We start from the raw sequence: 20,253 nt of genomic DNA, 5'->3' as shown, positions 1-20,253 counted from the left end.
GAAGTGGGCGGCCGGTCAGGTCACCGCATTGCGTTCGGCGTAAGCGGGGTCGCGCCATGCCTCTGTCGCGATGACGTCGCGCAGGTGTTCGCCGGCCTGCCAGACGTCCTCGTGGCTGAGGTAGAGCGGGGTCAGGCCGAGGCGCAGCACGTCGGGCGCGCGGAAATCGCCGATGACGCCGCGGGCGATCAAGGCCTGCGTCACCTCATAGGCGTGGTCGTGGCGGAAGCTTATGTGGCTGCCGCGTCGGGCCGGGTCGGTCGGGCTGACGCAGGGGAGGCCGGCGGCGGCGCCTGCCTCGGCGAGGATCGCAAAGAGCGCGGCGCTCTTGGCGGCGATCCGGGTCAGGTCGATGTCCTGCCAGAGGTCGAGCGCGGCCTCCAGGGTAGCCATCGCGAGGATCGAGGGGGTGCCGACCAGCCAGCGCTTCATCCCCGCGGCGGGGCGATAGGCGTCGGTGAAGGCGAAGGGCTCGGCATGGCCCATCCAGCCGCTGACCGGATTGGCGAGCGCGTCGTGCAGCCGGCGCGCGACGTAGAGGAAGGCGGGCGCGCCGGGACCGCCGTTGAGATATTTGTAGGTGCAGCCGACCGCCATGTCAGCGCCGGCGGCGGTGACGTCGATCGGGACGGCGCCGACGCTGTGGCTGAAGTCCCACAGGACCAGCGCGCCGGCGGCGTGCGCGCGGGCGGTCCAGTCGGCGAGGTCGAAGCGCTCGGCGGTCTTATAATGGACGTGGGTGAGCAGCAGCACCGCGGTATCGTCGTCGAGCGCGGCGGCGAGGTCGGTGCGCGCGACGACCTTCAGCCGCGCGTCCGGGACGCAGGCGACCGCGCCCTCGGCGATGTGGAGGTCGGTGGGGAAATTGCCTGCCTCGCTGACGATGGTGCGGCGGGCGGGATCGTGGCGCAGCGCGGCGACCAGCGCCTTGAACAAATGCGTCGAGGTCGTGTCGCCGACGATCACCTCGTCCGCGGCGGCGCCGATCAGCGGCGCAATCTTCGCGCCGAGGCGCTGGGGCGCGTCGATCCAGCCTTCGTTCCAGCTGCGGATCAGCCGCTCGCCCCATTGCCGCTGGACGGTGTCGGCGAGCGCCGGAGCGACCGCGCGCGGCAGCACGCCGAGCGAATTGCCGTCGAGGTAGAGGAGGCCTGCGGGCAGCGCGAAGCGGTCGCGGACGCCGGCGAGCGGATCGGTGCGGTCGAGGGTGCGGGCGTCTTCGCGGGTCATGCGGTCTCTCGGATCAGGGCGGACCTCACCAGGCTGCGGGCGTGCGCCCAGGCGGGGGTGCCGGGGGCGATCAGCTCGACATGGCCGGTGTCGACGATGGTGTGGAGGCGGATCGCGTCGCCGGCGGCGCGGGCGCGGGCGACATAATCCTCGGCGAAGCGATAGGGGACGATGCGGTCCTCGCGGCCGTTGACGAGGTCCTGCACCGTGCGGAGCGGGAGGAGCGGCGGGACCGAGGTGTCGGCATAGGGCGCGGCGCGGCTTTGGTCGGTGAGCTGCGCGATCACCGCGGTGCCGCAGCCGTTGTCGGGGTTGGCGGCAACCGCGGCGAGATCGGGCAGGCCGCCGAGGCAGACGACATGGTCGAGGCGCAGGGGGTCGGGATCGTGGAGCGGGCTGTCGGCGGCGATGCGGTGTCGCGCGGCGAGCCACAAGGCGAGATGCCCGCCCGCCGAATGGCCGAGCGCGACGCGGCGGGTGAGGTCGAGGCCATGCGCGGCGGCGTCGCTGCGCAGCCGGTCGGCGGCGGCGGCGACGTCGCGGAAGGTGCCGGGATAGCCGCCGCCGGCGCGGTCGACGCCGCGATAGTCGATGTTCCACGCCGCGATGCCGTGTTCGCGCAGGTCGGCGGCGACCCAGTCCATCAGCCGGCGGTCGGCGATGCTCGTCTGCCAGCAGCCGCCGTGTACCATCAGCACCACCGGATGCGGCCCGGCGCCGGCGGGCCGCCAGAGGTCGATCACCTGTAATGGGTCGGGTCCGTAGGCGATGGTCGCATCGGGCGTGTCGCGCGGGCGGCTGGTGAGATCGGGCCAGGTGAGCATGCGGGGGTAACGCTAGCGGGGGGCAGATGGGCGCGCGACCCCCGGTGTCGGCGCAAGTTAATCGCCTATGGCTGCGGTGATGAGGCTCGATCGGTCTTTTCATCGGATTCGTCACCCCGGCCCTACGCCGGGGTCCCGCTTCTTCTCGACGGCCATAGGATGCGGGATGCCGGATCAGGTCCGGCATGACGGGAGCCGGGGGGCGTTGTCACGCCGCCGCCGCATCCCACCCGCCGGAGTGTGCGGAACTGGGGCAGGGGTGGCCGTGCGCGGCATGGCCAGATCGGCCGCAGCCGGTTAGGGCGATGTTTCCTTAGCGGTCGGGGGGCGCGTGAAGATCCTGGTGCTGTCCAGCCTGTACCCCAATGCCGCGCAGCCGCGGCACGGCATCTTCATCGAGCATCGCGTCGCGCATCTCGCCCGGCCGGGCGACGAGATCCGCGTCGTCGCGCCGGTGCCGTGGTTCCCCAGCGCGCATCCGATGTTCGGCCGCTATGCGGAGTTCGGCCGCGCGCCGCAGGTCGCGACGCGGCGGGGACTGGCGATCGGCCATCCGCGCTATCCCGTGCTGCCCAAGATCGGGATGGCGCCGGCGCCGTGGCTGATGGCGGCGGCGCTGTACCCGCATATCGCCCGGCTGCGGCGGACGTTCGATTTCGACGCGATCGACAGTTATTATCTCTACCCCGACGGGGTGGCGGCGGGGCTGCTGGCGCGGATGTTCGGACGGCCGTTCCTGATGAGCGCGCTCGGCACCGACGTCAGCCTGATCCCGCAGCATCGCGCCGAACGGCGGATGATCCTCGCCGCGGTCGCCCGCGCCGCGGCGGTGACGACGGTGTGCGGCGCGCTGCGCGACGAATTGCTCGCGCTCGGCGCGGCGGCGGACAAGGTGCGGGTGGTGGAGCATGGCGTCGACCTGATGCTGTTCCGGCCACCGGCCGACCGTGATGCGCTGCGCCGGTCGCTGGGGCTGGACGGGCCGGTGGTGCTGTCGGTCGGGCATCTGATCGATCGCAAGGGCCATGATCTGGTGATCCGCGCGGTCGCGGCGCTGCCGGGGGTGACGCTGATGATCGCCGGGGACGGGCCGCGCGAGGCGGCGCTGCGCGCGCTGGCGGCGGCGCTGGGCGTGGCGGCGCGGGTGCGCTTCCTCGGCCATGTCGATCAGGCGCGGCTGCCCGGTCTCTATGGCGCGGCGGACGTCGCGGTGAACGGCGCGGATCGCGAGGGGATCGCCAACGTGCTGCTCGAGGCGCTGGCCTGTGGGACGCCGCTGGTCGCGACGCCGGTCTGGGGCTCGCCCGAGGTGGTGCGGGTGCCCGAGGCGGGGCTGCTGAGCGCGGACCGGTCGGCCGGCGCGATCGGCGCGGCGATCGCACGATTGCTCGCCGCGCTGCCGGAGCGGGCGGCGACGCGGCGTTATGCGGAACGCTACGACTGGCGCGAGACGGGGCGGCTGCATCGCGCGCTGTTGGCGGCGGCGGTATCCGCGCGAGAATAGTGGCTTGGCACGAGGCGGCCGTGTCCGTCATGCCGGACCCGATCCGGCATCCCGCTTCTTCGACGGCGGGCGAAGCGGGACCCCGGCTCGAGGCCGGGGTGACGGAAGGTATGCACCCGATGCAAGCGGGTGCGACACCTGCCCGTGCCGCCCGCGTCAGCTCTTCACCCCCGCCCGTTGCCGTTTAGACCCCCACGGACTAGTGTTCCCGATATGGCCACCGACTTTCAGGAACCCCCGATCGGCATCCTCGATGCGCCGTTCGATACCGCGCTGTCCGATCGCTATCTGGTCTATGCGCTGTCGACGATCACCGCGCGGTCGCTGCCCGACGTGCGCGACGGGCTGAAGCCCGTCCACCGGCGGCTGCTTTGGGCGATGCGGCTGCTGAAACTCGACCCGAGTCAGGGCTATAAGAAATGCGCGCGGGTCGTCGGCGACGTCATCGGCAAATATCACCCGCATGGCGACCAGTCGGTCTACGACGCGATGGTCCGCCTCGCGCAGACCTTCTCGCTGCGCTATCCGCTCGTCGACGGGCAGGGCAATTTCGGCAATATCGACGGCGATAACGCCGCCGCCTATCGCTATACCGAGGCGCGGCTGACGCAGGTCGCGATCGACCTGATGGACGGGCTCGACGAGGATGCCGTCGCCTATCGGCCGACGTATAACGGCGAGGATCAGGAGCCCGAGCTGTTTCCCGGCCTGTTCCCCAACCTCCTCGCCAACGGCGCGAGCGGGATCGCGGTGGGCATGGCGACGAGCATCCCGCCGCACAATGCCGCCGAATTGCTCGATGCGGCGATCATGCTGGTCGACAAGCCCGACGCGCCCGACACCGCGGTGCTTGACTTCGTCAGGGGCCCCGATTTCCCGACCGGCGGGCTGGTGGTCGATCCGGCGGCGGTGATCGCGGAAAGCTACGCAACGGGACGCGGCAGCTTCCGCGTCCGCGCGCGCTGGGACATCGAGCGCGAAAAGGGCGGCGGCTGGCAATTGGTGGTCAGCGAGATTCCGTATGGCGTGCAGAAGGGCAAGTTGATCGAGCAGATCGCGGGCCTGATCAACGACAAGAAATTCCCGATCCTCGCCGACGTGCGCGACGAATCGGATGCCGAGGTGCGGATCGTGCTCGAACCGCGCAGTCGCACCGTCGATCCGCAGGTGCTGATGGACGGGCTGTTCCGCTTCTCTGACCTGGAGACGCGGATCAGCCTCAACCTCAACGTGCTCGACAAGGATCGCACGCCGCGGGTGATGTCGCTCGGCGGCGCGCTCAAGGCCTGGGTCGAGCATCAATTCGTCGTCCTCGAACGGCGCACGCGCCACCGGCTCGGCAAGATCGCCGACCGGATTGAATTGCTCGACGGCTATCTCATCGCCTATCTCAACCTCGACCGGGTGATCGAGATCATCCGCACCGAGGACGAGCCCAAGGCGGTGATGATGGAGGAATTCCGCCTGACCGACCGGCAGGCGGAGGCGATCCTCAACATGCGGCTGCGCAGCCTGCGCCGGCTGGAAGAGTTCGAGATCCGCGGCGAGCGCGACAAGCTCGACAAGGAACAGGCCGAGCTGGAAGGGCTGCTCGCCGATCCCGCCAAGCAGAAACGGCGGATGAAGCGCGATCTGAAGAAGATACGCGACCGCTACGGCCCCGAGACGGCGCTCGGCGCGCGGCGCACGACGATCGAGGAGGCGGCGCCGACCCGCGACATTCCGCTTGAGGCGATGATCGAGCGCGAGCCGATTACCGTGATCCTGTCGCAGCGCGGCTGGATCCGCGCGATGAAGGGCCATGGCGATCTGGCGTCAGCCGAGACGCTCAAGTTCAAGGAAGGCGACGGCCCCGCCTTCGCCTTCCACGCGCAGACGACCGACAAATTGCTGCTGGCGGCGGAGAACGGGCGGTTCTTCACGCTGGCGGCGGACAAATTGCCCGGCGGGCGCGGCTTCGGCGAGCCGGTGCGCGCGATGATCGACCTCGACGGATCGATCGGCGTCGTCGCCTTCCTCAACGCGCGGGGGCAGGAGCAATTGCTGATCGCTGCCACCGACGGCCGCGGCTTCCGCGTGCCGGTGGCGGAGGTGATCGCCGAGACGCGCAAGGGCAAGACGGTGATGACGCCCAAGGTCGGCGCCAAGCTGCTGATCGTCCGCCCGGTCGCGCCCAATGCGGATTATGTCGCGGCGATCGGCGACAATCGCAAATTCCTCGTCTTCCCGATCGCCGAGCTGCCGGTGATGACGCGCGGGCAGGGCGTGCAATTGCAGCGCTTCCGCGAGGGCAATCTGTCCGACGCCACCACCTTCGTCTTCGCGGAAGGGATGAGCTGGCCGATGGGCGGCGATTCGGGGCGGACGCGGACGGAAAGCGACCTGTCGCTCTGGCGCACCGCGCGCGGCGCCGCAGGACGAACGCCGCCGACCGGCTTCCCGCGGGACAATCGGTTCGGAGGGTAGAAACCGATTTTCATCTACGGATGATACGTGCTGATATATATCAATATGAACGTATACTTTCAGGGCGCTTTAACGAACGGCGTCTAAAACATGGATATGGCCACCGCTTCGCCTGACCTGTCGTCCATCACGCTCGCCGCGCGGGAGCTGTTCGAGCGCGATCTCGAGCTGATCCCGATTCCGACGGTGCAGGTCGTGCGCGATGGTGACGGGTTCGACTTTCTCGCGGTTAATCGCGCCTATCGGCTGGCCGGGCTGGGGGTGATCGCCGACCGGTCGCCGATGCTGGCGCTGCTCGGCAGCCGCATCGACGCCTTCCTGCGCACCACCGACCTGCGGATCGATTTCGACTGGTCGATCGGCCAGGTGATCGATTCGCGTTACTATCGCGTCACCATCGCGCGGCCGACGCCGACGCTGCGCGACCGGTGCCAGATCGCGTTCATCGACCTCACCGCGCAAATCCACACCGAACGCTCGCTGCGCCGCGAGATGACCACCGACAGCCTGACCGGCCTGCCCAATCGGGAGGGCTTCAGCGACATGATCGAGGCGGTGCAGGCGGAGCGGAGCTGCCATGCGGTGCTGGTCATCGACATCGATCGCTTCGGGCGGCTCAACGCCTGCCTCGGCGGCCTCGCCGGCGACGAATTGCTGATCACCGTCGCGCGGCGGATCAAGGGCGTGCTGCGCGCGCGCGATTCGCTCGCGCGGATCGGCGGCGACGAATTCGGCATCCTGATGGCGGTGGACGACGATCCCGCCGAGGCCAACCGCCTTGCCGAGCGCATCCGCTCCGCGCTGTCGGCGCCGTTCCGGCTGAGCGATTACGAGATCGGCGTCGAATGCTCGATCGGCATCGCTTACGGCAATGACGCGATCGACGACGTCGAGGAATTGATCCGCAACGCGCAATTCGCGGTCAAGCGCGCCAAGACCGGGCGACAGGTCGAAAGCTATCAGACGCAGGCGTTCACGCTGGCGCGCGAGCAATTCGCGATGGAGACGGCGCTGCGCCGCGCGATCGACGACCGGCAGTTGCGCCTCGCCTTCCAGCCGATCTGCGATCTGGCAACGGGCGCGGTGGTGTCGTTCGAGGCGCTGGCGCGCTGGCGCGATCCGCAGGGCGTCGAGCATATGCCGAGCGACTTCATCCCGGTCGCCGAGGAATCGGGGCTGATCGTGCCGCTCGGCCGCTGGGCGATGGACGAGGCGGCGCGGACGCTGCGCTGGTGGGACGAGGAATGCGGCGGCAACTGCGGCATGCGCGTCGCGGTCAACCTGTCGGCGATCCAGATGCAGCGCGACGACATCACCCCGGTGGTGGAGGCGGCGCTGATCCGCCACGATCTTGCCGGCGAACGGTTCGTGCTGGAGCTGACCGAGAGCGCGATCGTCACCGACCCGGATCGGATCGCCGGGATCATGCACGGGCTGAAGGCACTCGGCACGACGCTGGCCATGGACGATTTCGGCACGGGCTATTCCAATCTCGCCTATCTGCAGAAGCTGCCGATCGACATCCTCAAGATCGATCGCAGCTTCGTCTCCGGCATGCTCGCCGACCGCGACAAGATCGCGATCGTGCGCGCGGTGCTGAGCCTGGCGCAGGCGCTGGGCATGCGGACGACGGCGGAGGGAATCGAGAGCAACGAGCTGGCGCAGACGCTGGCGGCGCTGGGTTGCACCTATGGCCAGGGTTATCTTTATGCGCGGCCGCTGGAAGCCTCGGATGCGCTGGCGATGGTCCTCGCGGCGCGGACCGCTTCGTCGGCGAGCTGAGCGACGCGGGTCTCGTCGGGGAAACCCTCGGCGATCCATGCCGTCTCGATTCCGCGCAGCACCGCCGCCACGTCCGGTCCCCTGCGCAGGCCGCGCTCCACCAAGCCACCGCCGCCGATCGGCAGCGCCGGCGTCGTCCAGTCTCGAAGCGGCGCGACGTCGGCGCCGGCGAGCAGCAACCGGTCGATCGCACTCGTCATGCCGACGCGATAGGCGAGCGCACGCGGACCTTCGTCGCCGGGACCCTGGCGGGCGGCGACCAGCCGCTTGCGATCGGCGTTCGACAGTTTGAGACGTGCGCCGACGCTCTCCGCGGTGTCGGGCGGGAGCAGCGCGGCGAGGCGGCGGATCGCGTCGGGGGCGACGCCGGCGGCGGCCTCGCGGGCGGCGAGCGTCGCGAGCAGGCCGGCATCGGCGATCTCGGGCAGCACCGCGCGGAAGATGCCGCGGTCGATCATCAGCGCGATCACCGGCACCGCATGGCGCGCGACGAGCAATTTGAGCAATTCGGCGGCGATCCGCTCACGCGACAGCGCCATCAGGTCGTTGGCGCGCGCGGTACAGGCGTCGAGCCCCTCCGCATCGATCGCATTCTGATCGGCGGCGCCGAACCGCGCGTGGAAGCGGAAGAAGCGCAGGATGCGCAGATGATCCTCGGCAATGCGGCGATAGGCGTCGCCGATGAAGCGGACGCGACCGGCGTCGAGATCGGCGAGCCCGCCGAAATAATCGATCACCGCGCCGCTCGCCGGATCGGCGTAGAGCGCGTTCATCGTGAAGTCGCGGCGTGCGGCATCGTCCTGCCAGACGTCGGTGAAGGCGACGACCGCGTGGCGGCCATCGGTCGAGACGTCGTGGCGCAGCGTCGTCACCTCGATCGGGCCGTCGGGCAGCACCGCGGTGATCGTGCCGTGCGCGAGGCCGGTCGGCACCGCACGGATACCCGCCGCCTTGAGCCGTGCGAGCACATCCTCGGGCAGCAGGCGGGTGGCGAGGTCGATGTCGGCGGGATCGAGGCCGAGCAACGTGTCGCGCACGACGCCGCCGACCAGCCGCGTCTGTTCGGGGCCGCCGAGCGCGTCGATCAGCGCGGCGAAGCCGTCGCGCGCGGCAATCCGGTCGAGCGGCAGCGTCACCATGCCAGCCGCCGCGACAGGTTGACGATCATCGCCGCGGTCGCGCCCCAGATGCGGCGGTCCTGCCAAAGGATCTCGTAATAATGGCGGGTGCGGCCGCGCCATTCGGCGCTGCCCTGGACCTGATTGGCGGGATCGAGCAGGAAATCGAGCGGCACCTCGAACACGCTGGCGACCTCCGCCTCGCTGGCGACGAGCGGCACGTCGGCGGGGACGATGCCGAGCACCGGCGTCACCGTATAACCGGTGATCGTGCGATAGCGGTCGACCGCGCCGATCACCTGCACCTGCGTGCGGGGCAGAGCGATCTCCTCCTCCGCCTCGCGCAACGCGGCGGCGACCGCATCCTCGCCGGGGTCGAGCCGGCCGCCGGGGAAGGCGATCTGGCCGGCGTGGTGGCGCAACGTGTCGGTGCGCTGGGTGAGCAGCACGCCCGGCCGCGCACGATCGGTCACCGCGACGAGCACCGCGGCGGGGGTGAGATCGGCCTCGTCGCGGCCCTCCAGCTCGCGGTCGTCGCCGGTCAGCAGGACCGGGCTGGTGCGGTTGCCGTCTTCCCATGCACGCACCAGCCGTTCGGCCAGGCTCATGCGGCGGGTTCCAGCGGGAAGAAGGCGCCGCCGCTCCACACGCCGGGCCGCTCGGCGTCACCGGCGAGCGCGCGTTCGGCGAGTTCGTAATAGACCGGCCGCGCGACCAGCGCCTCCAGCCCGCCGCGGACGTGGAGATAGGGGCGGGGGCCGTCCGTGCCCTCGGTGAAGCGCAGGGGGTGATGGGGGCCGGCGGTGACGAGATCGCCGGTGTTGAGCCGGAAGGCGAGGCGCGCGTCGGCGCGTTCGCCCTCCGCCTTCATCTCGACCGCGACGAAGGGCGCGTCCTCGACCGCGATGTCGAGCTTCTCGACCGGGGTGACGAGGACGTAGCGGCCGTCGGGCTCGCGGCGCAGGATCGTCGAGAACAGCCGCACCATCGCCGGCCGGCCGATCGGCGATCCCTGGTGATACCAGGTCCCGTCGCGGGCGATGCGCATCTCGCTGTCGCCGCAATGCGACGGCGTCCATTGCTCGACCGGCGGCAGCCGCCGCTGTTCGACCAGCGTCGCTATCTCGGCGAGGCTGAGGCTGGCGAGATCGGGAAGCTCCTCCATCGGCATCGCCGCGAGGTAGGCGCTCCGGGTGCCGGCGTAAAGGCGCTCAGGCCCCCGCCGGGATCGCCGGGATCGCCGGGCCGAGCAGGCCGGCGATCGCCGGCACCCGATCGCCGCGCGACAGCAGCCGGTGGCGCTCGACCGGGCCGGGCAGGCGCCAGTCGGCGGTGCGGCTGGCGTCGAACGCGAAGAAGCGGCCGTAATATTCGGGATCGCCGATCAGCATCAGCACGTCGTCCAGCCCCTCGGCCTGCGCGGCGTCGAGCGCGCGGCGCATCAACTGGCGGCCGATGCCGTCGCGCTGGCGGCCGGGTTCGACCGCGACCGGGCCGATCATCACCAAAGGATGCGCCGCGCCGTCGTCGCCGTGGAGCAGGATCGGCCAGCATTGGATCGTGCCGATCAGCGCGCCGCCCTCGACCGCGGCGAGGCTGAGCGCGGCGATCGGCAGCGCACTGCCGCGCACCTTATAGGCGGTGCGGCGGTGGCGATCCGGCCCGAACGCGCGATCGAGCAGCGCTTCGACGGCGGCATGGTCGACGGTGGCGAGCGGCACGAAGGCAGGCGCGGGCAGGGGCACGGGCGGGGGTCCTCACGTCCGGAACGGACGGGCGCGGCGCATGCGGCGGCGCCGCGCCGAACGCAATAGGCAATGCGATTGGCGCTTCGTGGTGCGGCTGCTACAGGCCCGCGCCATGCAAGACAGTCTTCAACTGGAGGTCCACGACCTCGAGGTCCAGGTGCTCACCGGTATCTATTCGGAGGAGACGCACCTGCCGCAGCCGCTGCGCATCGACCTGACGGTGGATCTCGCCTGCCCCGACCATTTCGCGCCGGATACGCCGCTGTCGGCGTCGAAGAACTATCTCGACCTCAAACATGCCGCGACCGGGGCCTTGCCCGAGGGATTGCATTTCACGCTGATCGAGGCGGTGGCGGACCATATCTGCGAGACGCTGTTCCTCACCGACCCGCGGGTGCTGCGCGTCAGGGTCAAGATCGTCAAGCTGGCGATCGCCGAAGCGGGGGAGTCGATCGGGATCACCTTGGTCCGCAACCGCCGCTGACAGCCGGGGTCCCGCGCGGCGCGATGCGTCCCGCGGTTACTGGCGGATCGTTCGCGTCCGCCGGCATGGCCCGAGCTGTTGGAGGACATAGCCATAATCCTCGCGCGCGAGCGTCGCGTCGGACGCGGCGAGCGAGGCGGTGCTGCGCTCGGGCAGTTCGGCGGGCAGCGCGCAGGCGAGGCGATACCAGAGCAGGGTGTCGCGCGCCGGCGGGGCGGCCGCCTCGTCGACGATCTCGGACAGGGCCACCGCCCAGCGCGGCTGTTCGCCGGGGCGGCGCAGCACGGTCAGCGACACCGGCGCGCCATTGGCGGTGGTCAGGAAGACCTGCGTCTCGCCCTCGCCCGGCAAGGCGCCGGGGACGTGGAAGACGTTACCGATACCAGTGATCACCGGCGGCGCATCGGCGTCGACCAGCGCGGTCGCGATCGTGCGAATCCGCGCGTCGTCCGCGGGCGTCCAGACAATCTGCGCGTCCGGCGCGGCCAATTGTATCTGATCGGGACGCCCCGCGACCGGGCGGCCGAACAGCAGCACCCTCATTTTCTTCAATTTGGGCAAACGGCCCGACGAATCGGGTGCAATATCCAAGAGATAGCCGATTCGTGGCGGCAATCCGCCGGTGCCGCGGACCAGCGCACCGAGATCCGCCTCGACATAATAACGCGTAAATCCAGGCGCTACGCCCAATGCGTCGGCGCCTTTGAGGCGCACCGCCGAGCGGATCGTCGCGTCGGCGATGACCGGGGAGGCGATCACCAGATCGGTGAGGTCGGCATAACTGATACCGCTCCCAATATTCGCTGAACCCACGGAAATCGGGGCGCTTTGGCCCGGAATCGCGGCGGCGGCGGGCAATGCGGCGAGCGCGACGGCGGCGAGCAGGGCGGAGCGGAATCGCGGTATCATGCCGAAATCGCTAGCCGAATGCACCTGAACGATACAGAAATAAAAGTGTCGCTAAACGATTGTACGTTTGTTGCGTCCGACAAAGCGTTTGCGCGGCGGGAAACGGGGCGATAGGGTTTGCGGACTGTCACACACGGCGCCAGCCGGGGCAGGGACCTACGCGCGCTCTTCCCCCGGGCGCTGCGAGGACCGAGAGATTAGGGAGTGTCGTTGCTGAATGGCCTATGCTGACCAGAAGATGTCCGGTGGCAGGGTGGTCGCGATCGTCATCGTCGTGCTCATCCATGCGGCGCTGGGCTACGCCTTCGTCACCGGGCTCGCGTACCAATACGTGAAAAAGGCCCAAGAAAAACTTAACACGTTCGACGTGGAGGAGCCGCCTCCCCCGCCGCCGGACGAGCCGCCGCCCCCGCCGCCCGATACGCCGATGACGCCGCCCCCCGTGGTGTCGCCGCCGCCGATCGTGCAGAATCCGAATCCGCCGCCCGTGGTGATCCAGACGGTCTCGACGCCGCCGCCCGCCGTCAATATGACGCCGATCGCCGCGCCGCCTGCACCGCCGGCTCCGCCTGCGCCGCCGGCCGTCTCGACGGTCAGCAAGGCAGCGGGTGCCAAGGGCAACCCCGCGGACTGGATCACGAACGACGATTACCCGCCGAGCTCGCTGCGTAACAACGAGGAAGGCACCAGCGTAATCGCCTGGACGATCAATGCGCAGGGGCGCGTCGAAAACTGCCACACCACCCAGTCGAGCGGTTCGACCGCGCTGGACCGGGCGGCATGTGCCGCGATCACCCGGCGGGGACGTTACTCCCCGGCGACCGACGTGGCCGGCAACCCGCTCGCGACCACCCAGTCGCGGCGCGTGGTCTGGAAGATCCCGAAGGAATGATGCGGTCTCCGCCCGCCGCGACGGCGGGCGGATCCTCCCCGAACTTCTACACCGTTTGATAAGGACGAAATTCCAATGCTCACCACCATTCTCGCGGCCGGCGGCACCGCGGCAGCCGAAAACCAGTTCGGCCTCCAGGCCGCTCTGAAGGAAGGCGGCCTCATCTCGCAGTCGGTGTTCACGATCCTCGTGATCATGTCGATCGTGTCGTTCTACATCCTGTTCTCGAAGCTGTTCGAGCAGCAGAAGATCATCAACCAGGCCAAGCGCGTCCGTCAGGGCTTCTGGAGCTCGCCGAACCTGCGCGAAGGTGCCGCCAAGCTCGACAAGAACTCGGCGTACAAGCAGCTCGTCGACGACGGCCTGCAGGCGCAGGACCAGCACGCCAAGCTGACCGATCCGGTCGAGGCGCACGACTGGCTGCACGGTTCGCTCGCCCGCTCGGAAGCGGCGATCAACTCGAAGCTGGGCGGCGGTCTCGCCTTCCTCGCGACGGTCGGCGCGACCGCGCCGTTCATCGGCCTGTTCGGTACCGTGGTCGGCATCTACCGCGCGCTGATCAAGATCGGTGCGTCGGGCGATCCCTCGATCGACAAGGTCGCCGGTCCGGTCGGTGAGGCGCTCATCATGACCGCACTCGGCCTGGTCGTCGCGGTTCCCGCGGTGCTCGCCTACAACTGGCTGCAGCGTCGCAACAAGTCGATTGCGGAAGACCTGTCGGCCTTCTCGAACGACGTGCTGGGCTTCCTCGCCTCGAACGGTGCGGTCAAGCCGACGGTCGCCGGTGCGCCGGTCGCCAAGGCCCCGGTGAAGCCGGCAGCGGCAACCACGACCGCCGGCCAGACCGGTGGCGTGCAGACCCGCCCGTAACGATAAGGCTGCGGGGCCGCCTTCGGGTGGCCCCGCGACCGGCCGGCGACGTTCGGTCGCCGGCTAGATTGAATGGATAGGATAGCTCGCACATGGCGATGAGCGCTGGCGGAGGAGGAGGTTCCTCCGAAAAACCCTTGTCGGACATCAACACCACGCCTCTCGTGGACGTGATGCTGGTGCTTCTGATCATCTTCCTGATCGCCGTTCCGGTGGCGATCCAGACGGTCAAGGGCATCGTCCTGCCCAAGGTCCGTTTCGATCCGACGACGACCAAGCCCGAGAACGTCCTGCTGTCGGTGACGACCAAGCCGGACGGCAGCTGCCTGGTCTATTGGGGCACGTCGCCGATCACCAGCAAGGACCTGCTGACCCGCGCGGTCGACAAGCTCAAGCTGGAGATCGATCGTCAGGGTGGCGCAGGCAACCCCGATCTCGAACTGCCGGAAGTCCATATCCGCGGTGACGTGAACACCCCCTACAAGTGCATCGGCGGCACGGTCTACACGATGCAGCAGGCCGGCTTCGCCAAGGTCGGCTTCATTTCGCAGCCGCCGCCCGCGGGTGGCTAATCCGCCCCGCCCGACCCAGGAGTATCTGACATGGCAATGAGTGGTGGCTCGGAAGATGGCGAGCCGATGATGGAAATGAACACGACGCCGTTGATCGACGTCATGCTCGTGCTCCTCATCATGTTCATCATCACGCTTCCCATCCCGACGCATGCGGTCAAGGTCGATCTGCCGGTCAATGACCCGCGGAACGTCAAGCCGCCGGTCGATCCGCAGAAGAACAAGATCATCATCGATGCCGCCGGCACGGTGTCTTGGAACGGCGTTCCCGTCGACGAGGTGACGCTGCGCACCTATCTCGACGCCGCTGCGGCGATCAACCCGGAACCGGAGCTGCACTTCCAGCCCGATCCGGCGGCGAAGTACGACAAGGTCGACCAGACGCTGGCGGTGATCAAGCGCTCGGCGGTGACCAAGCTCGGTTTCATCGGCAACGAACAATATCGCAACGACTTCTGATCGCGATCGGATGACGGATGACAGGGGCGGTTCCGCAAGGAGCCGCCCTTTTTGCGTTCAGGGGCGGGCGTTTCTAAGACGCGAGATGCCGTGCGGGCGGGGTTTCTGGTTCGGCCACCAAGGTGAGCGTCGTCGGAGCAATTCTGATATCGGACGGCAGAACGAGACGTCGAAAAGAAGGATTGTTCGCGCGGAGGCGCGGAGGACGCGGAGGTGCAGCGCACGCGGTGGCCTCGCTTACATCATGGGCCGTAAGAATAGTCTCAACAGCGCCGAACGCGCCTTCCCTTCGCGCCTTCGCGCCTTCGCGCCTTCGCGCGACATGATCTTTCTATGTGCTCCCGCAGGCTCTACGGCGATCTAGGCGGGATCGACATTCACCGTCGTAACGTCAGGACCCGCCCCTTTGCGTATGGGGGCGGTGGGATCGGTAGGAGTGTTGCCGCGGGCGGGGTTTGAGCGATGCCATACAAGCGGGAGTGTTCCGCAGCGCGGCATCAAGGTAGGCGACATCCGAGCAATTTGGCACGGGGCGGTATAACGAGGTGTCGTAAAGAAGATTGTTCGGGCGGAGGCGCGGAGGTGGTGCGTTTGCCGTGGTCGTAGCCCTATTCTTCGCTCCGTGATGAAGGGTGAGGCCCCCGCGGGCGCTACATCTCCGCGTCCTCCGCGCCTCTGCGTGACACAATCCTTCCTTTAAGCGCTGCGCCGGAAGCGGGGACAGTTGGGCCCGGTATCGGTGAGGGCGCTTCGGGGGGCGGGGCTGGGCCGCGCAGGCGTCGCCGGCGGATCAGCTCGGTGACCGGAGGGTGTCGCCGCGGTGGTGCGCTTTCTCGCCGGTGAAGGATCGCGCGACGTCCACGGCGTCGAGATGTCCATCGACGGCGGGTTGGCGCAGATCTGAGTGCAGTGTCTGCGGGACGGAGGTGTCGGCGTCGGTCGGGCGGGTGTTCGAGCTGCAATTATCGTCGCTCTGCTTGACCCTGGGTTCCGGCGTTCGCCGGAACACGGTTGGGGTGCGGATCGGGCGGGATCGGGGCGATATAGCGCTGCGTGCCGTTCGCCCCGTCCGCCCCGTCCTGATCCGGCACCTGTCCGGCCATTCCATCTCCTTGCCTCAACCGGATTGCCAAGATCGTTGCTGCGGCGCAACATCGGGACATATCCGGGAGACTATCTGCCGTGCCCTATCTCCGCAGTCCGTTCCGGTTCCTGCTCCATTATATCCGCGTCCGTCCCTGGACCTTCCTGTTGCTCGGCCTGCTGGTCGCGGGCTCGTCGGTCAGTTCGATCGGGGTGCAATATGCGTTGAAGCTGCTGATCGATGCGATGACCGGCTCGGATCGCGTCCGTGCCGCCGTCTATACGTTCCTCGGCGTCTTCCTCGCTCTGGTGGTGGTGGAAAGCGCGTTGCAGCGTGCCGCGGCGCTGACGCTCGGTCATGCCACCGTGGTGTCGGGCGTCGATATCCGGCTCGACATGGTCGATTATCTCACCGGGCATCAGATGCCCTTCTTCCAGAACCAGCGCGCCGGCTCGCTCGGGCACCGCGTGTCGGGGCTGGCGGGGATCTTCGGCGCGATCGTCCACCGGTTGTTGCAGGAGGTGACGCCGCCACTGATCGCCTTCGTCGGCGCCATGATCATCTTCGTCAGCATCGATCCGGGCATGGCGCTGGTGCTCGGCATCGTGTTCGTGATCGTCACCGTCGTCCTGGTGGCGCTGGGGTTGCAGGGGCATGTCCACCACAAGGCGTTCGCCGAACATGCCGGCACCGTCGGCGGCGAGCTGGTCGATCTGATCGGCAACATCTGGGTGGTGAAGGCCTTTGCGGCGCACCGCCGCGAATTGTCGCGGTTGCAGGGCTTCCTCGACGACGAGGCGAGCGCGCAGCGGCGCGGCTGGTTCTTCGTCGAGCAGATGCGCGGGCTGCACGATCTCGCGCTGGCGATCCTGGTCGGCGGCACGTTGATCTGGGCGATCGGCCGGTGGTCGGCGCATGCGATATCGACCGGCGACGTCGTCGTGATCAGCACGATGACGTTCCGCATCCTCCACGGTTCGCGCGACCTAGCGATGGCGCTGATCGATACCAGCCAGCAGTTCAGCTATCTGCGCGAGACGCTCGACATCATCGGCGTACCGCAGACGTTGAGCGATGCGGAGCAAGCCGCCCGGCTGCGCGTCGGCGAGGGGCGGGTGGAGCTGTCGCACGTCACCTTCGGCTACGATCCGTCGCATCCGGTGCTGCACGATCTGTCGCTGGTCATCCCGGCGGGGCAGAAGGTCGGCATCGTCGGCCCATCGGGCGCGGGCAAATCGTCGCTGCTCCAGCTCATCCAGCGGTTCCACGATCCGCAGGGCGGCCATGTCGCGATCGACGGCCAGGATATCCGCGAGGTGACGCAGGAGAGCCTGCGCGATGCGCTCGCGGTGGTGCCGCAGGAGGTGATGCTGTTCCACCGCTCGGTGATGGAGAATATCCGCTTCGCCAAGCCGGATGCGAGCGACGAGGAGGTCTATCGCGCCGCGCAGACCGCGGGCTGCGACGATTTCATCCGCCGCCTGCCGCACGGCTATGACAGTATCGTCGGTGAGCGCGGCACCAATCTGTCGGGCGGGCAGCGCCAGCGCATCGGCATCGCGCGCGCCTTCCTCAAGAACGCGCGCGTCGTGCTGCTCGACGAGGCGACCTCGGCGCTCGATTCCGAGTCGGAGCTCGAGGTGCAGAACGGGCTGGAAGCGCTGATCGAGAACCGGACGGTGATCGCAGTGGCGCATCGCCTGTCGACGATCGCCGGCTTCGACCGCGTCGTCGTGCTGGTCGACGGCCGCGTCGTCGAGGACGGGCCGCCGCAGCATCTGCTGCGGCAGAAGGGCGGCGCGTTCCGGCAATTGTGGGTGATGCAGGTCGAGGGACTCGATCGCAGCACCGGCATTTCCGCCGCCGGGGAGCGACTGCGCCACCTCTCCGACCGCAGCCGTGAGCATCTCGGACGAATGGTCCGTAACGCCTGGCAGGGGGTAACCGAACGGAACTGAGCCGCCGCTTGCATCATTGTCTTTGAAGTGACACAACACTGTCACAAAAGTGAAACCTGCCGTTCAGGCGGGAGAAGGAGACGATGCAATGCGTATGATTGTCGCGACGATGCTGGCGGGTGCATGCCTGACGACGCCGGCACTGGCCACGGACCGGACGGGCTATCAGGCGATCGCTGCGGGGGATTTCACCGCGGCGGCGAAACGACTCGAAGCGGAGCGGCGGATTTTTCCGGATCGCCCCGAACTGATGCTGAATCTGGCGGTGGCCTATGCGCGGATCGGCCGCACCGCCGAGGCGCGGAGCCTGTACGACGACGTGTTGCAGCGGCCGGTGGTCGCGATGGATATGCCCGACGGCGCGGTAGTGTCGTCGCACGACGTCGCGACGCGCGGCCGGTCACGGTTGCAGACGCAGATCGCGACGCGGTGAGTGCGCTGGTGCGTTCGGGTCAGTCCGAATGCACCGTCACCGCTGAACGAGTCGAGAGTTCTGCGAAGATCGGCTCGTGACACTCGAGCGTGTACCCCGGCGGAGGTCGGGGTCCAGTTGGGCGGAGTGTGTGATACCTTACCAAGGCTTTCCCAACTAGGCCCCGGCCTTCGCCGGGGTACAGTAAGGTGTTTTGCCAAAATCTCGAACGAGGCCGATGCATAAAGAGACTTCGGCCCGCCCCCTCAAAGCCGCGGCAGGGTGACCCCGCGCTGGCCCATATATTTCCCCGCGCGGTCCGCGTAGCTCACCTCGCATGGCTCGTTGCCGCGCAGGAACAGGAACTGGCACGCGCCCTCGTTGGCGTAGATCTTGGCCGGCAGCGGCGTCGTGTTCGAGAATTCCAGCGTGACATGCCCCTCCCAGCCGGGTTCGAGCGGGGTCACGTTGACGATGATCCCGCAGCGCGCATAGGTCGATTTGCCGAGGCAGATGACCAGCACGTCGCGCGGTACCCGGAAATATTCGACCGTCCGCGCCAGCGCGAAGCTGTTCGGCGGGATGATGCAGACGTCGGTCTTGCGGTCGACGAAGCTGTTCGAGGCGAAATCCTTCGGGTCGACCAGTGCATTGTCGACGTTGGTGAAGATCTTGAACTCGTCGGCGACGCGCGCGTCATAGCCGTAGGAGGACAGGCCGTAGCTGATGCAGCCTTCGCGGCGCTGGCTCTCGACGAACGGTTCGATCATCTGCTGGGTCAGCGCGGCCTCGCGGATCCAGCGGTCGGACAGGACGGACATTCGGCTTCCCCTTCGCCGCGCCTCTTCGCCGGTTCGGGGCGAGGAGGCAAGCTGGTCAGCGTGCGCGCCATTGCCTAAGCTGCGGCGATGCGCCCGCTGGTCGACCTCGCCCACCGCACGCGCCGCCGGACGATGGCGCTGCTCGGCTGGCGGACGAAGGGCGTGAAGGTGATGGCGTTCGATCCCGCTGGCCGGCTGTTGCTGGTGCGGCATCGGTATGGCCGGTCGGACCTGTGGATGCTGCCGGGGGGCGGCATCGGCCGGCGCGAGGCGCCCGCCGCCGCCGCGGTCCGCGAGCTGGCGGAGGAGACCGGCTGCGTCCTCGCCGATGTGGTGGCGGTGGCCCGCTACGAGGCGCGCGCGGAGGGACGGCGCGACACCGTCTTCCTGTTCCGCGGGGCGACCGGCGATCCTCCGGTGGCGCATGCGGTCGAGTTGGCCGAGGCGCGGTTCTTCGCACTCGATGCGCTGCCCGATGCGGTTTCGCCGGCGACCGCGCGGCGGATCGCCGAACATCGCGGCGTCGCGACACCGGATGGTCGCTGGTAGGCTTGCCGCCCCGGCGAAACGCGCCCACGTCGTTCGCTCGCAGCACAGGGACAGAAGCTATGACAATCAAGGTGATCGCATTCGTCACGGTGAAGCCGGGGCAGGAAGACGCATTCGTTGCCGCGGCGAAGGTCTGCGTCGCGGCATCGCGCGCCGAGCCGGGAACGCTGCATTACGAGCTGTGGCGCGAGACCGAGGGCGCGCGGCGCTTCGTCTTCAACGAACTCTACGCCGACCAGGCGGCGGTGCAGGCGCATATGCAATCGGAGCATTTCAAGGCGTTCGGGATGGCGGCGCGCGATCTGGCGGCGGCACGGCCGGAGATCATCGTGACCAAGGCGGTGGACGTGGCGGGGTAGGGGACGGCCCGTTGCTCCGGATGCGTTCGCGATCGCTGCGGACGTCGGTGCACTTGCGCCGGCCTTCGCCGGGGTACATCCGGTGTTTTGCGGAGGTCTCGACTCGTTCTGGGTCTCCGCGGCGAGGATATAGGCTCGGCGATCGTATCTTGCGGCCCAGTGGACCCCGGAACGAGTCCGGGGTGACGGTCCGTATGAGGAAGCCGCGCGAG

Annotated in this window: 21 protein-coding genes; 12 read left to right on the top strand and 9 right to left on the bottom strand. The window is 68.5% G+C overall.

Translation table 11 applies throughout. The features are described 5' to 3' along the window. Window positions 1–15 precede the first annotated feature (15 nt). Complete coding sequence (gene kynU / locus SFC76_RS14405) at window positions 16–1,230, bottom strand: kynureninase (protein ID WP_322850128.1); 1,215 nt, start codon at window positions 1,228–1,230, stop codon at window positions 16–18. Next, window positions 1,227–2,054 carry an alpha/beta hydrolase gene (locus tag SFC76_RS14400; protein WP_322850127.1) on the bottom strand — a complete coding sequence of 276 codons (828 nt, stop codon included), beginning with the start codon at window positions 2,052–2,054 and terminating at the stop codon, window positions 1,227–1,229. Before SFC76_RS14400 ends, kynU begins: the two co-directional genes overlap by 4 nt. Window positions 2,055–2,385: 331 nt before the next feature. Between SFC76_RS14400 and SFC76_RS14395 the strand changes: the two genes are divergently transcribed. The 3 genes from SFC76_RS14395 (at window position 2,386) to SFC76_RS14385 (ending at window position 7,806) form a co-directional block, all read left to right on the top strand. Next, the gene (locus tag SFC76_RS14395) at window positions 2,386–3,558 is read left to right on the top strand and encodes a glycosyltransferase (RefSeq protein WP_322850126.1); all 1,173 of its coding nucleotides are present in this window, start codon (window positions 2,386–2,388) and stop codon (window positions 3,556–3,558) included. 213 nt (window positions 3,559–3,771) lie between these two features. Then, window positions 3,772–6,024, top strand: a complete 2,253-nt coding sequence (gene parC, locus SFC76_RS14390) for a DNA topoisomerase IV subunit A (RefSeq protein ID WP_322850125.1) — start codon at window positions 3,772–3,774, stop codon at window positions 6,022–6,024. A gap of 96 nt (window positions 6,025–6,120) precedes the next feature. Beyond that, window positions 6,121–7,806 carry a putative bifunctional diguanylate cyclase/phosphodiesterase gene (locus SFC76_RS14385; RefSeq protein WP_322850124.1) on the top strand — a complete coding sequence of 562 codons (1,686 nt, stop codon included), beginning with the start codon at window positions 6,121–6,123 and terminating at the stop codon, window positions 7,804–7,806. On the opposite strand, the gene SFC76_RS14380 is transcribed toward SFC76_RS14385, so the two are convergent. The 4 genes from SFC76_RS14380 to SFC76_RS14365 are packed head-to-tail and all read right to left on the bottom strand — an operon-like array spanning window position 7,731 to window position 10,663. Then, complete coding sequence (locus SFC76_RS14380; protein WP_322850123.1) at window positions 7,731–8,945, bottom strand: CCA tRNA nucleotidyltransferase; 1,215 nt, start codon at window positions 8,943–8,945, stop codon at window positions 7,731–7,733. The genes SFC76_RS14385 and SFC76_RS14380 overlap by 76 nt on opposite strands. Next, window positions 8,939–9,532, bottom strand: a complete 594-nt coding sequence (locus SFC76_RS14375) for a CoA pyrophosphatase (RefSeq protein WP_322850122.1) — start codon at window positions 9,530–9,532, stop codon at window positions 8,939–8,941. The genes SFC76_RS14380 and SFC76_RS14375 overlap by 7 nt, the downstream gene beginning before the upstream one ends. After that, complete coding sequence (locus SFC76_RS14370) at window positions 9,529–10,095, bottom strand: DUF1285 domain-containing protein (RefSeq protein WP_322850121.1); 567 nt, start codon at window positions 10,093–10,095, stop codon at window positions 9,529–9,531. The genes SFC76_RS14375 and SFC76_RS14370 overlap by 4 nt, the downstream gene beginning before the upstream one ends. Window positions 10,096–10,135: 40 nt before the next feature. Then, window positions 10,136–10,663 carry an N-acetyltransferase gene (locus SFC76_RS14365; RefSeq protein ID WP_322850277.1) on the bottom strand — a complete coding sequence of 176 codons (528 nt, stop codon included), beginning with the start codon at window positions 10,661–10,663 and terminating at the stop codon, window positions 10,136–10,138. Window positions 10,664–10,784: 121 nt separating this feature from the next. Between SFC76_RS14365 and SFC76_RS14360 the strand changes: the two genes are divergently transcribed. Next, window positions 10,785–11,156, top strand: a complete 372-nt coding sequence (locus SFC76_RS14360) for a dihydroneopterin aldolase (RefSeq protein WP_322850120.1) — start codon at window positions 10,785–10,787, stop codon at window positions 11,154–11,156. Between the two features lie 36 nt (window positions 11,157–11,192). Here the strand turns inward: SFC76_RS14360 and SFC76_RS14355 are convergent, their stop codons facing one another. Then, window positions 11,193–12,065 carry a hypothetical protein gene (locus SFC76_RS14355; RefSeq protein ID WP_322850119.1) on the bottom strand — a complete coding sequence of 291 codons (873 nt, stop codon included), beginning with the start codon at window positions 12,063–12,065 and terminating at the stop codon, window positions 11,193–11,195. A 217-nt stretch (window positions 12,066–12,282) separates the two neighbouring features. On the opposite strand from SFC76_RS14355, the gene SFC76_RS14350 reads away from it, so the two are divergent. The 4 genes from SFC76_RS14350 (at window position 12,283) to SFC76_RS14335 (ending at window position 14,858) form a co-directional block, all read left to right on the top strand. Further along, a complete protein-coding gene (locus tag SFC76_RS14350) occupies window positions 12,283–12,957 on the top strand; it encodes an energy transducer TonB (protein WP_322850118.1) in 675 nt (224 codons plus the stop codon). Window positions 12,958–13,032: 75 nt separating this feature from the next. Beyond that, complete coding sequence (locus tag SFC76_RS14345) at window positions 13,033–13,827, top strand: MotA/TolQ/ExbB proton channel family protein (RefSeq protein ID WP_322850117.1); 795 nt, start codon at window positions 13,033–13,035, stop codon at window positions 13,825–13,827. A 92-nt stretch (window positions 13,828–13,919) separates the two neighbouring features. Beyond that, a complete protein-coding gene (locus tag SFC76_RS14340) occupies window positions 13,920–14,399 on the top strand; it encodes an ExbD/TolR family protein (RefSeq protein ID WP_038663274.1) in 480 nt (159 codons plus the stop codon). Window positions 14,400–14,429: 30 nt separating this feature from the next. Beyond that, window positions 14,430–14,858, top strand: coding sequence for an ExbD/TolR family protein (locus SFC76_RS14335; protein ID WP_038663270.1), 429 nt, complete (start codon window positions 14,430–14,432; stop codon window positions 14,856–14,858). A gap of 962 nt (window positions 14,859–15,820) precedes the next feature. Here the strand turns inward: SFC76_RS14335 and SFC76_RS14330 are convergent. Next, window positions 15,821–15,961 (bottom strand): hypothetical protein, encoded by a 141-nt coding sequence (locus tag SFC76_RS14330; protein ID WP_322850116.1) that lies wholly within the window; start codon window positions 15,959–15,961, stop codon window positions 15,821–15,823. A gap of 79 nt (window positions 15,962–16,040) precedes the next feature. Here SFC76_RS14330 and SFC76_RS14325 point away from each other — a divergent pair, with 79 nt between their 5' ends. Together SFC76_RS14325 and SFC76_RS14320 are read left to right on the top strand one after the other, a co-directional pair. Beyond that, window positions 16,041–17,900: an ABC transporter ATP-binding protein gene (locus SFC76_RS14325; RefSeq protein WP_322850115.1), complete on the top strand. Its 1,860-nt coding sequence runs from the start codon at window positions 16,041–16,043 to the stop codon at window positions 17,898–17,900. Between the two features lie 88 nt (window positions 17,901–17,988). Further along, a complete protein-coding gene (locus SFC76_RS14320; protein ID WP_322850114.1) occupies window positions 17,989–18,333 on the top strand; it encodes a tetratricopeptide repeat protein in 345 nt (114 codons plus the stop codon). Between the two features lie 245 nt (window positions 18,334–18,578). Here the strand turns inward: SFC76_RS14320 and dcd are convergent, their stop codons facing one another. Beyond that, the gene (dcd, locus tag SFC76_RS14315; protein ID WP_322850113.1) at window positions 18,579–19,133 is read right to left on the bottom strand and encodes a dCTP deaminase; all 555 of its coding nucleotides are present in this window, start codon (window positions 19,131–19,133) and stop codon (window positions 18,579–18,581) included. 87 nt (window positions 19,134–19,220) lie between these two features. Between dcd and SFC76_RS14310 the strand changes: the two genes are divergently transcribed. Beyond that, the gene (locus SFC76_RS14310; RefSeq protein ID WP_322850112.1) at window positions 19,221–19,682 is read left to right on the top strand and encodes an NUDIX domain-containing protein; all 462 of its coding nucleotides are present in this window, start codon (window positions 19,221–19,223) and stop codon (window positions 19,680–19,682) included. A 59-nt stretch (window positions 19,683–19,741) separates the two neighbouring features. Beyond that, a complete protein-coding gene (locus SFC76_RS14305; RefSeq protein WP_322850111.1) occupies window positions 19,742–20,041 on the top strand; it encodes a putative quinol monooxygenase in 300 nt (99 codons plus the stop codon). Window positions 20,042–20,253: the final 212 nt, after the last annotated feature.

Source organism: Sphingomonas sp. CD22 (genome assembly GCF_034556155.1).
In the GTDB taxonomy this organism is placed as follows: Bacteria; Pseudomonadota; Alphaproteobacteria; order Sphingomonadales; family Sphingomonadaceae; genus Sphingomonas.
The sequence above is the reverse complement of the archived record's forward strand: the minus strand, read 5'-3'. Positions and strand labels throughout refer to the sequence as shown.

Bases quoted from the DNA above. Each gene is read 5' to 3' on its own strand.
- SFC76_RS14330 (WP_322850116.1), bottom strand. From the start codon at position 15,961: ATGGCCGGACAGGTGCCGGATCAGGACGGGGCGGACGGGGCGAACGGC.
- SFC76_RS14400 (WP_322850127.1), bottom strand. From the start codon at position 2,054: ATGCTCACCTGGCCCGATCTCACCAGCCGCCCGCGCGACACGCCCGAT.
- SFC76_RS14370 (WP_322850121.1), bottom strand. From the start codon at position 10,095: ATGCCGATGGAGGAGCTTCCCGATCTCGCCAGCCTCAGCCTCGCCGAG.
- SFC76_RS14375 (WP_322850122.1), bottom strand. From the start codon at position 9,532: ATGAGCCTGGCCGAACGGCTGGTGCGTGCATGGGAAGACGGCAACCGC.
- SFC76_RS14360 (WP_322850120.1), top strand. From the start codon at position 10,785: ATGCAAGACAGTCTTCAACTGGAGGTCCACGACCTCGAGGTCCAGGTG.
- SFC76_RS14335 (WP_038663270.1), top strand. From the start codon at position 14,430: ATGGCAATGAGTGGTGGCTCGGAAGATGGCGAGCCGATGATGGAAATG.
- kynU (WP_322850128.1), bottom strand. From the start codon at position 1,230: ATGACCCGCGAAGACGCCCGCACCCTCGACCGCACCGATCCGCTCGCC.
- SFC76_RS14340 (WP_038663274.1), top strand. From the start codon at position 13,920: ATGGCGATGAGCGCTGGCGGAGGAGGAGGTTCCTCCGAAAAACCCTTG.
- parC (WP_322850125.1), top strand. From the start codon at position 3,772: ATGGCCACCGACTTTCAGGAACCCCCGATCGGCATCCTCGATGCGCCG.
- SFC76_RS14380 (WP_322850123.1), bottom strand. From the start codon at position 8,945: ATGGTGACGCTGCCGCTCGACCGGATTGCCGCGCGCGACGGCTTCGCC.
- SFC76_RS14320 (WP_322850114.1), top strand. From the start codon at position 17,989: ATGCGTATGATTGTCGCGACGATGCTGGCGGGTGCATGCCTGACGACG.
- SFC76_RS14345 (WP_322850117.1), top strand. From the start codon at position 13,033: ATGCTCACCACCATTCTCGCGGCCGGCGGCACCGCGGCAGCCGAAAAC.
- SFC76_RS14355 (WP_322850119.1), bottom strand. From the start codon at position 12,065: ATGATACCGCGATTCCGCTCCGCCCTGCTCGCCGCCGTCGCGCTCGCC.
- SFC76_RS14310 (WP_322850112.1), top strand. From the start codon at position 19,221: ATGCGCCCGCTGGTCGACCTCGCCCACCGCACGCGCCGCCGGACGATG.
- SFC76_RS14350 (WP_322850118.1), top strand. From the start codon at position 12,283: ATGGCCTATGCTGACCAGAAGATGTCCGGTGGCAGGGTGGTCGCGATC.
- SFC76_RS14305 (WP_322850111.1), top strand. From the start codon at position 19,742: ATGACAATCAAGGTGATCGCATTCGTCACGGTGAAGCCGGGGCAGGAA.
- dcd (WP_322850113.1), bottom strand. From the start codon at position 19,133: ATGTCCGTCCTGTCCGACCGCTGGATCCGCGAGGCCGCGCTGACCCAG.
- SFC76_RS14385 (WP_322850124.1), top strand. From the start codon at position 6,121: ATGGCCACCGCTTCGCCTGACCTGTCGTCCATCACGCTCGCCGCGCGG.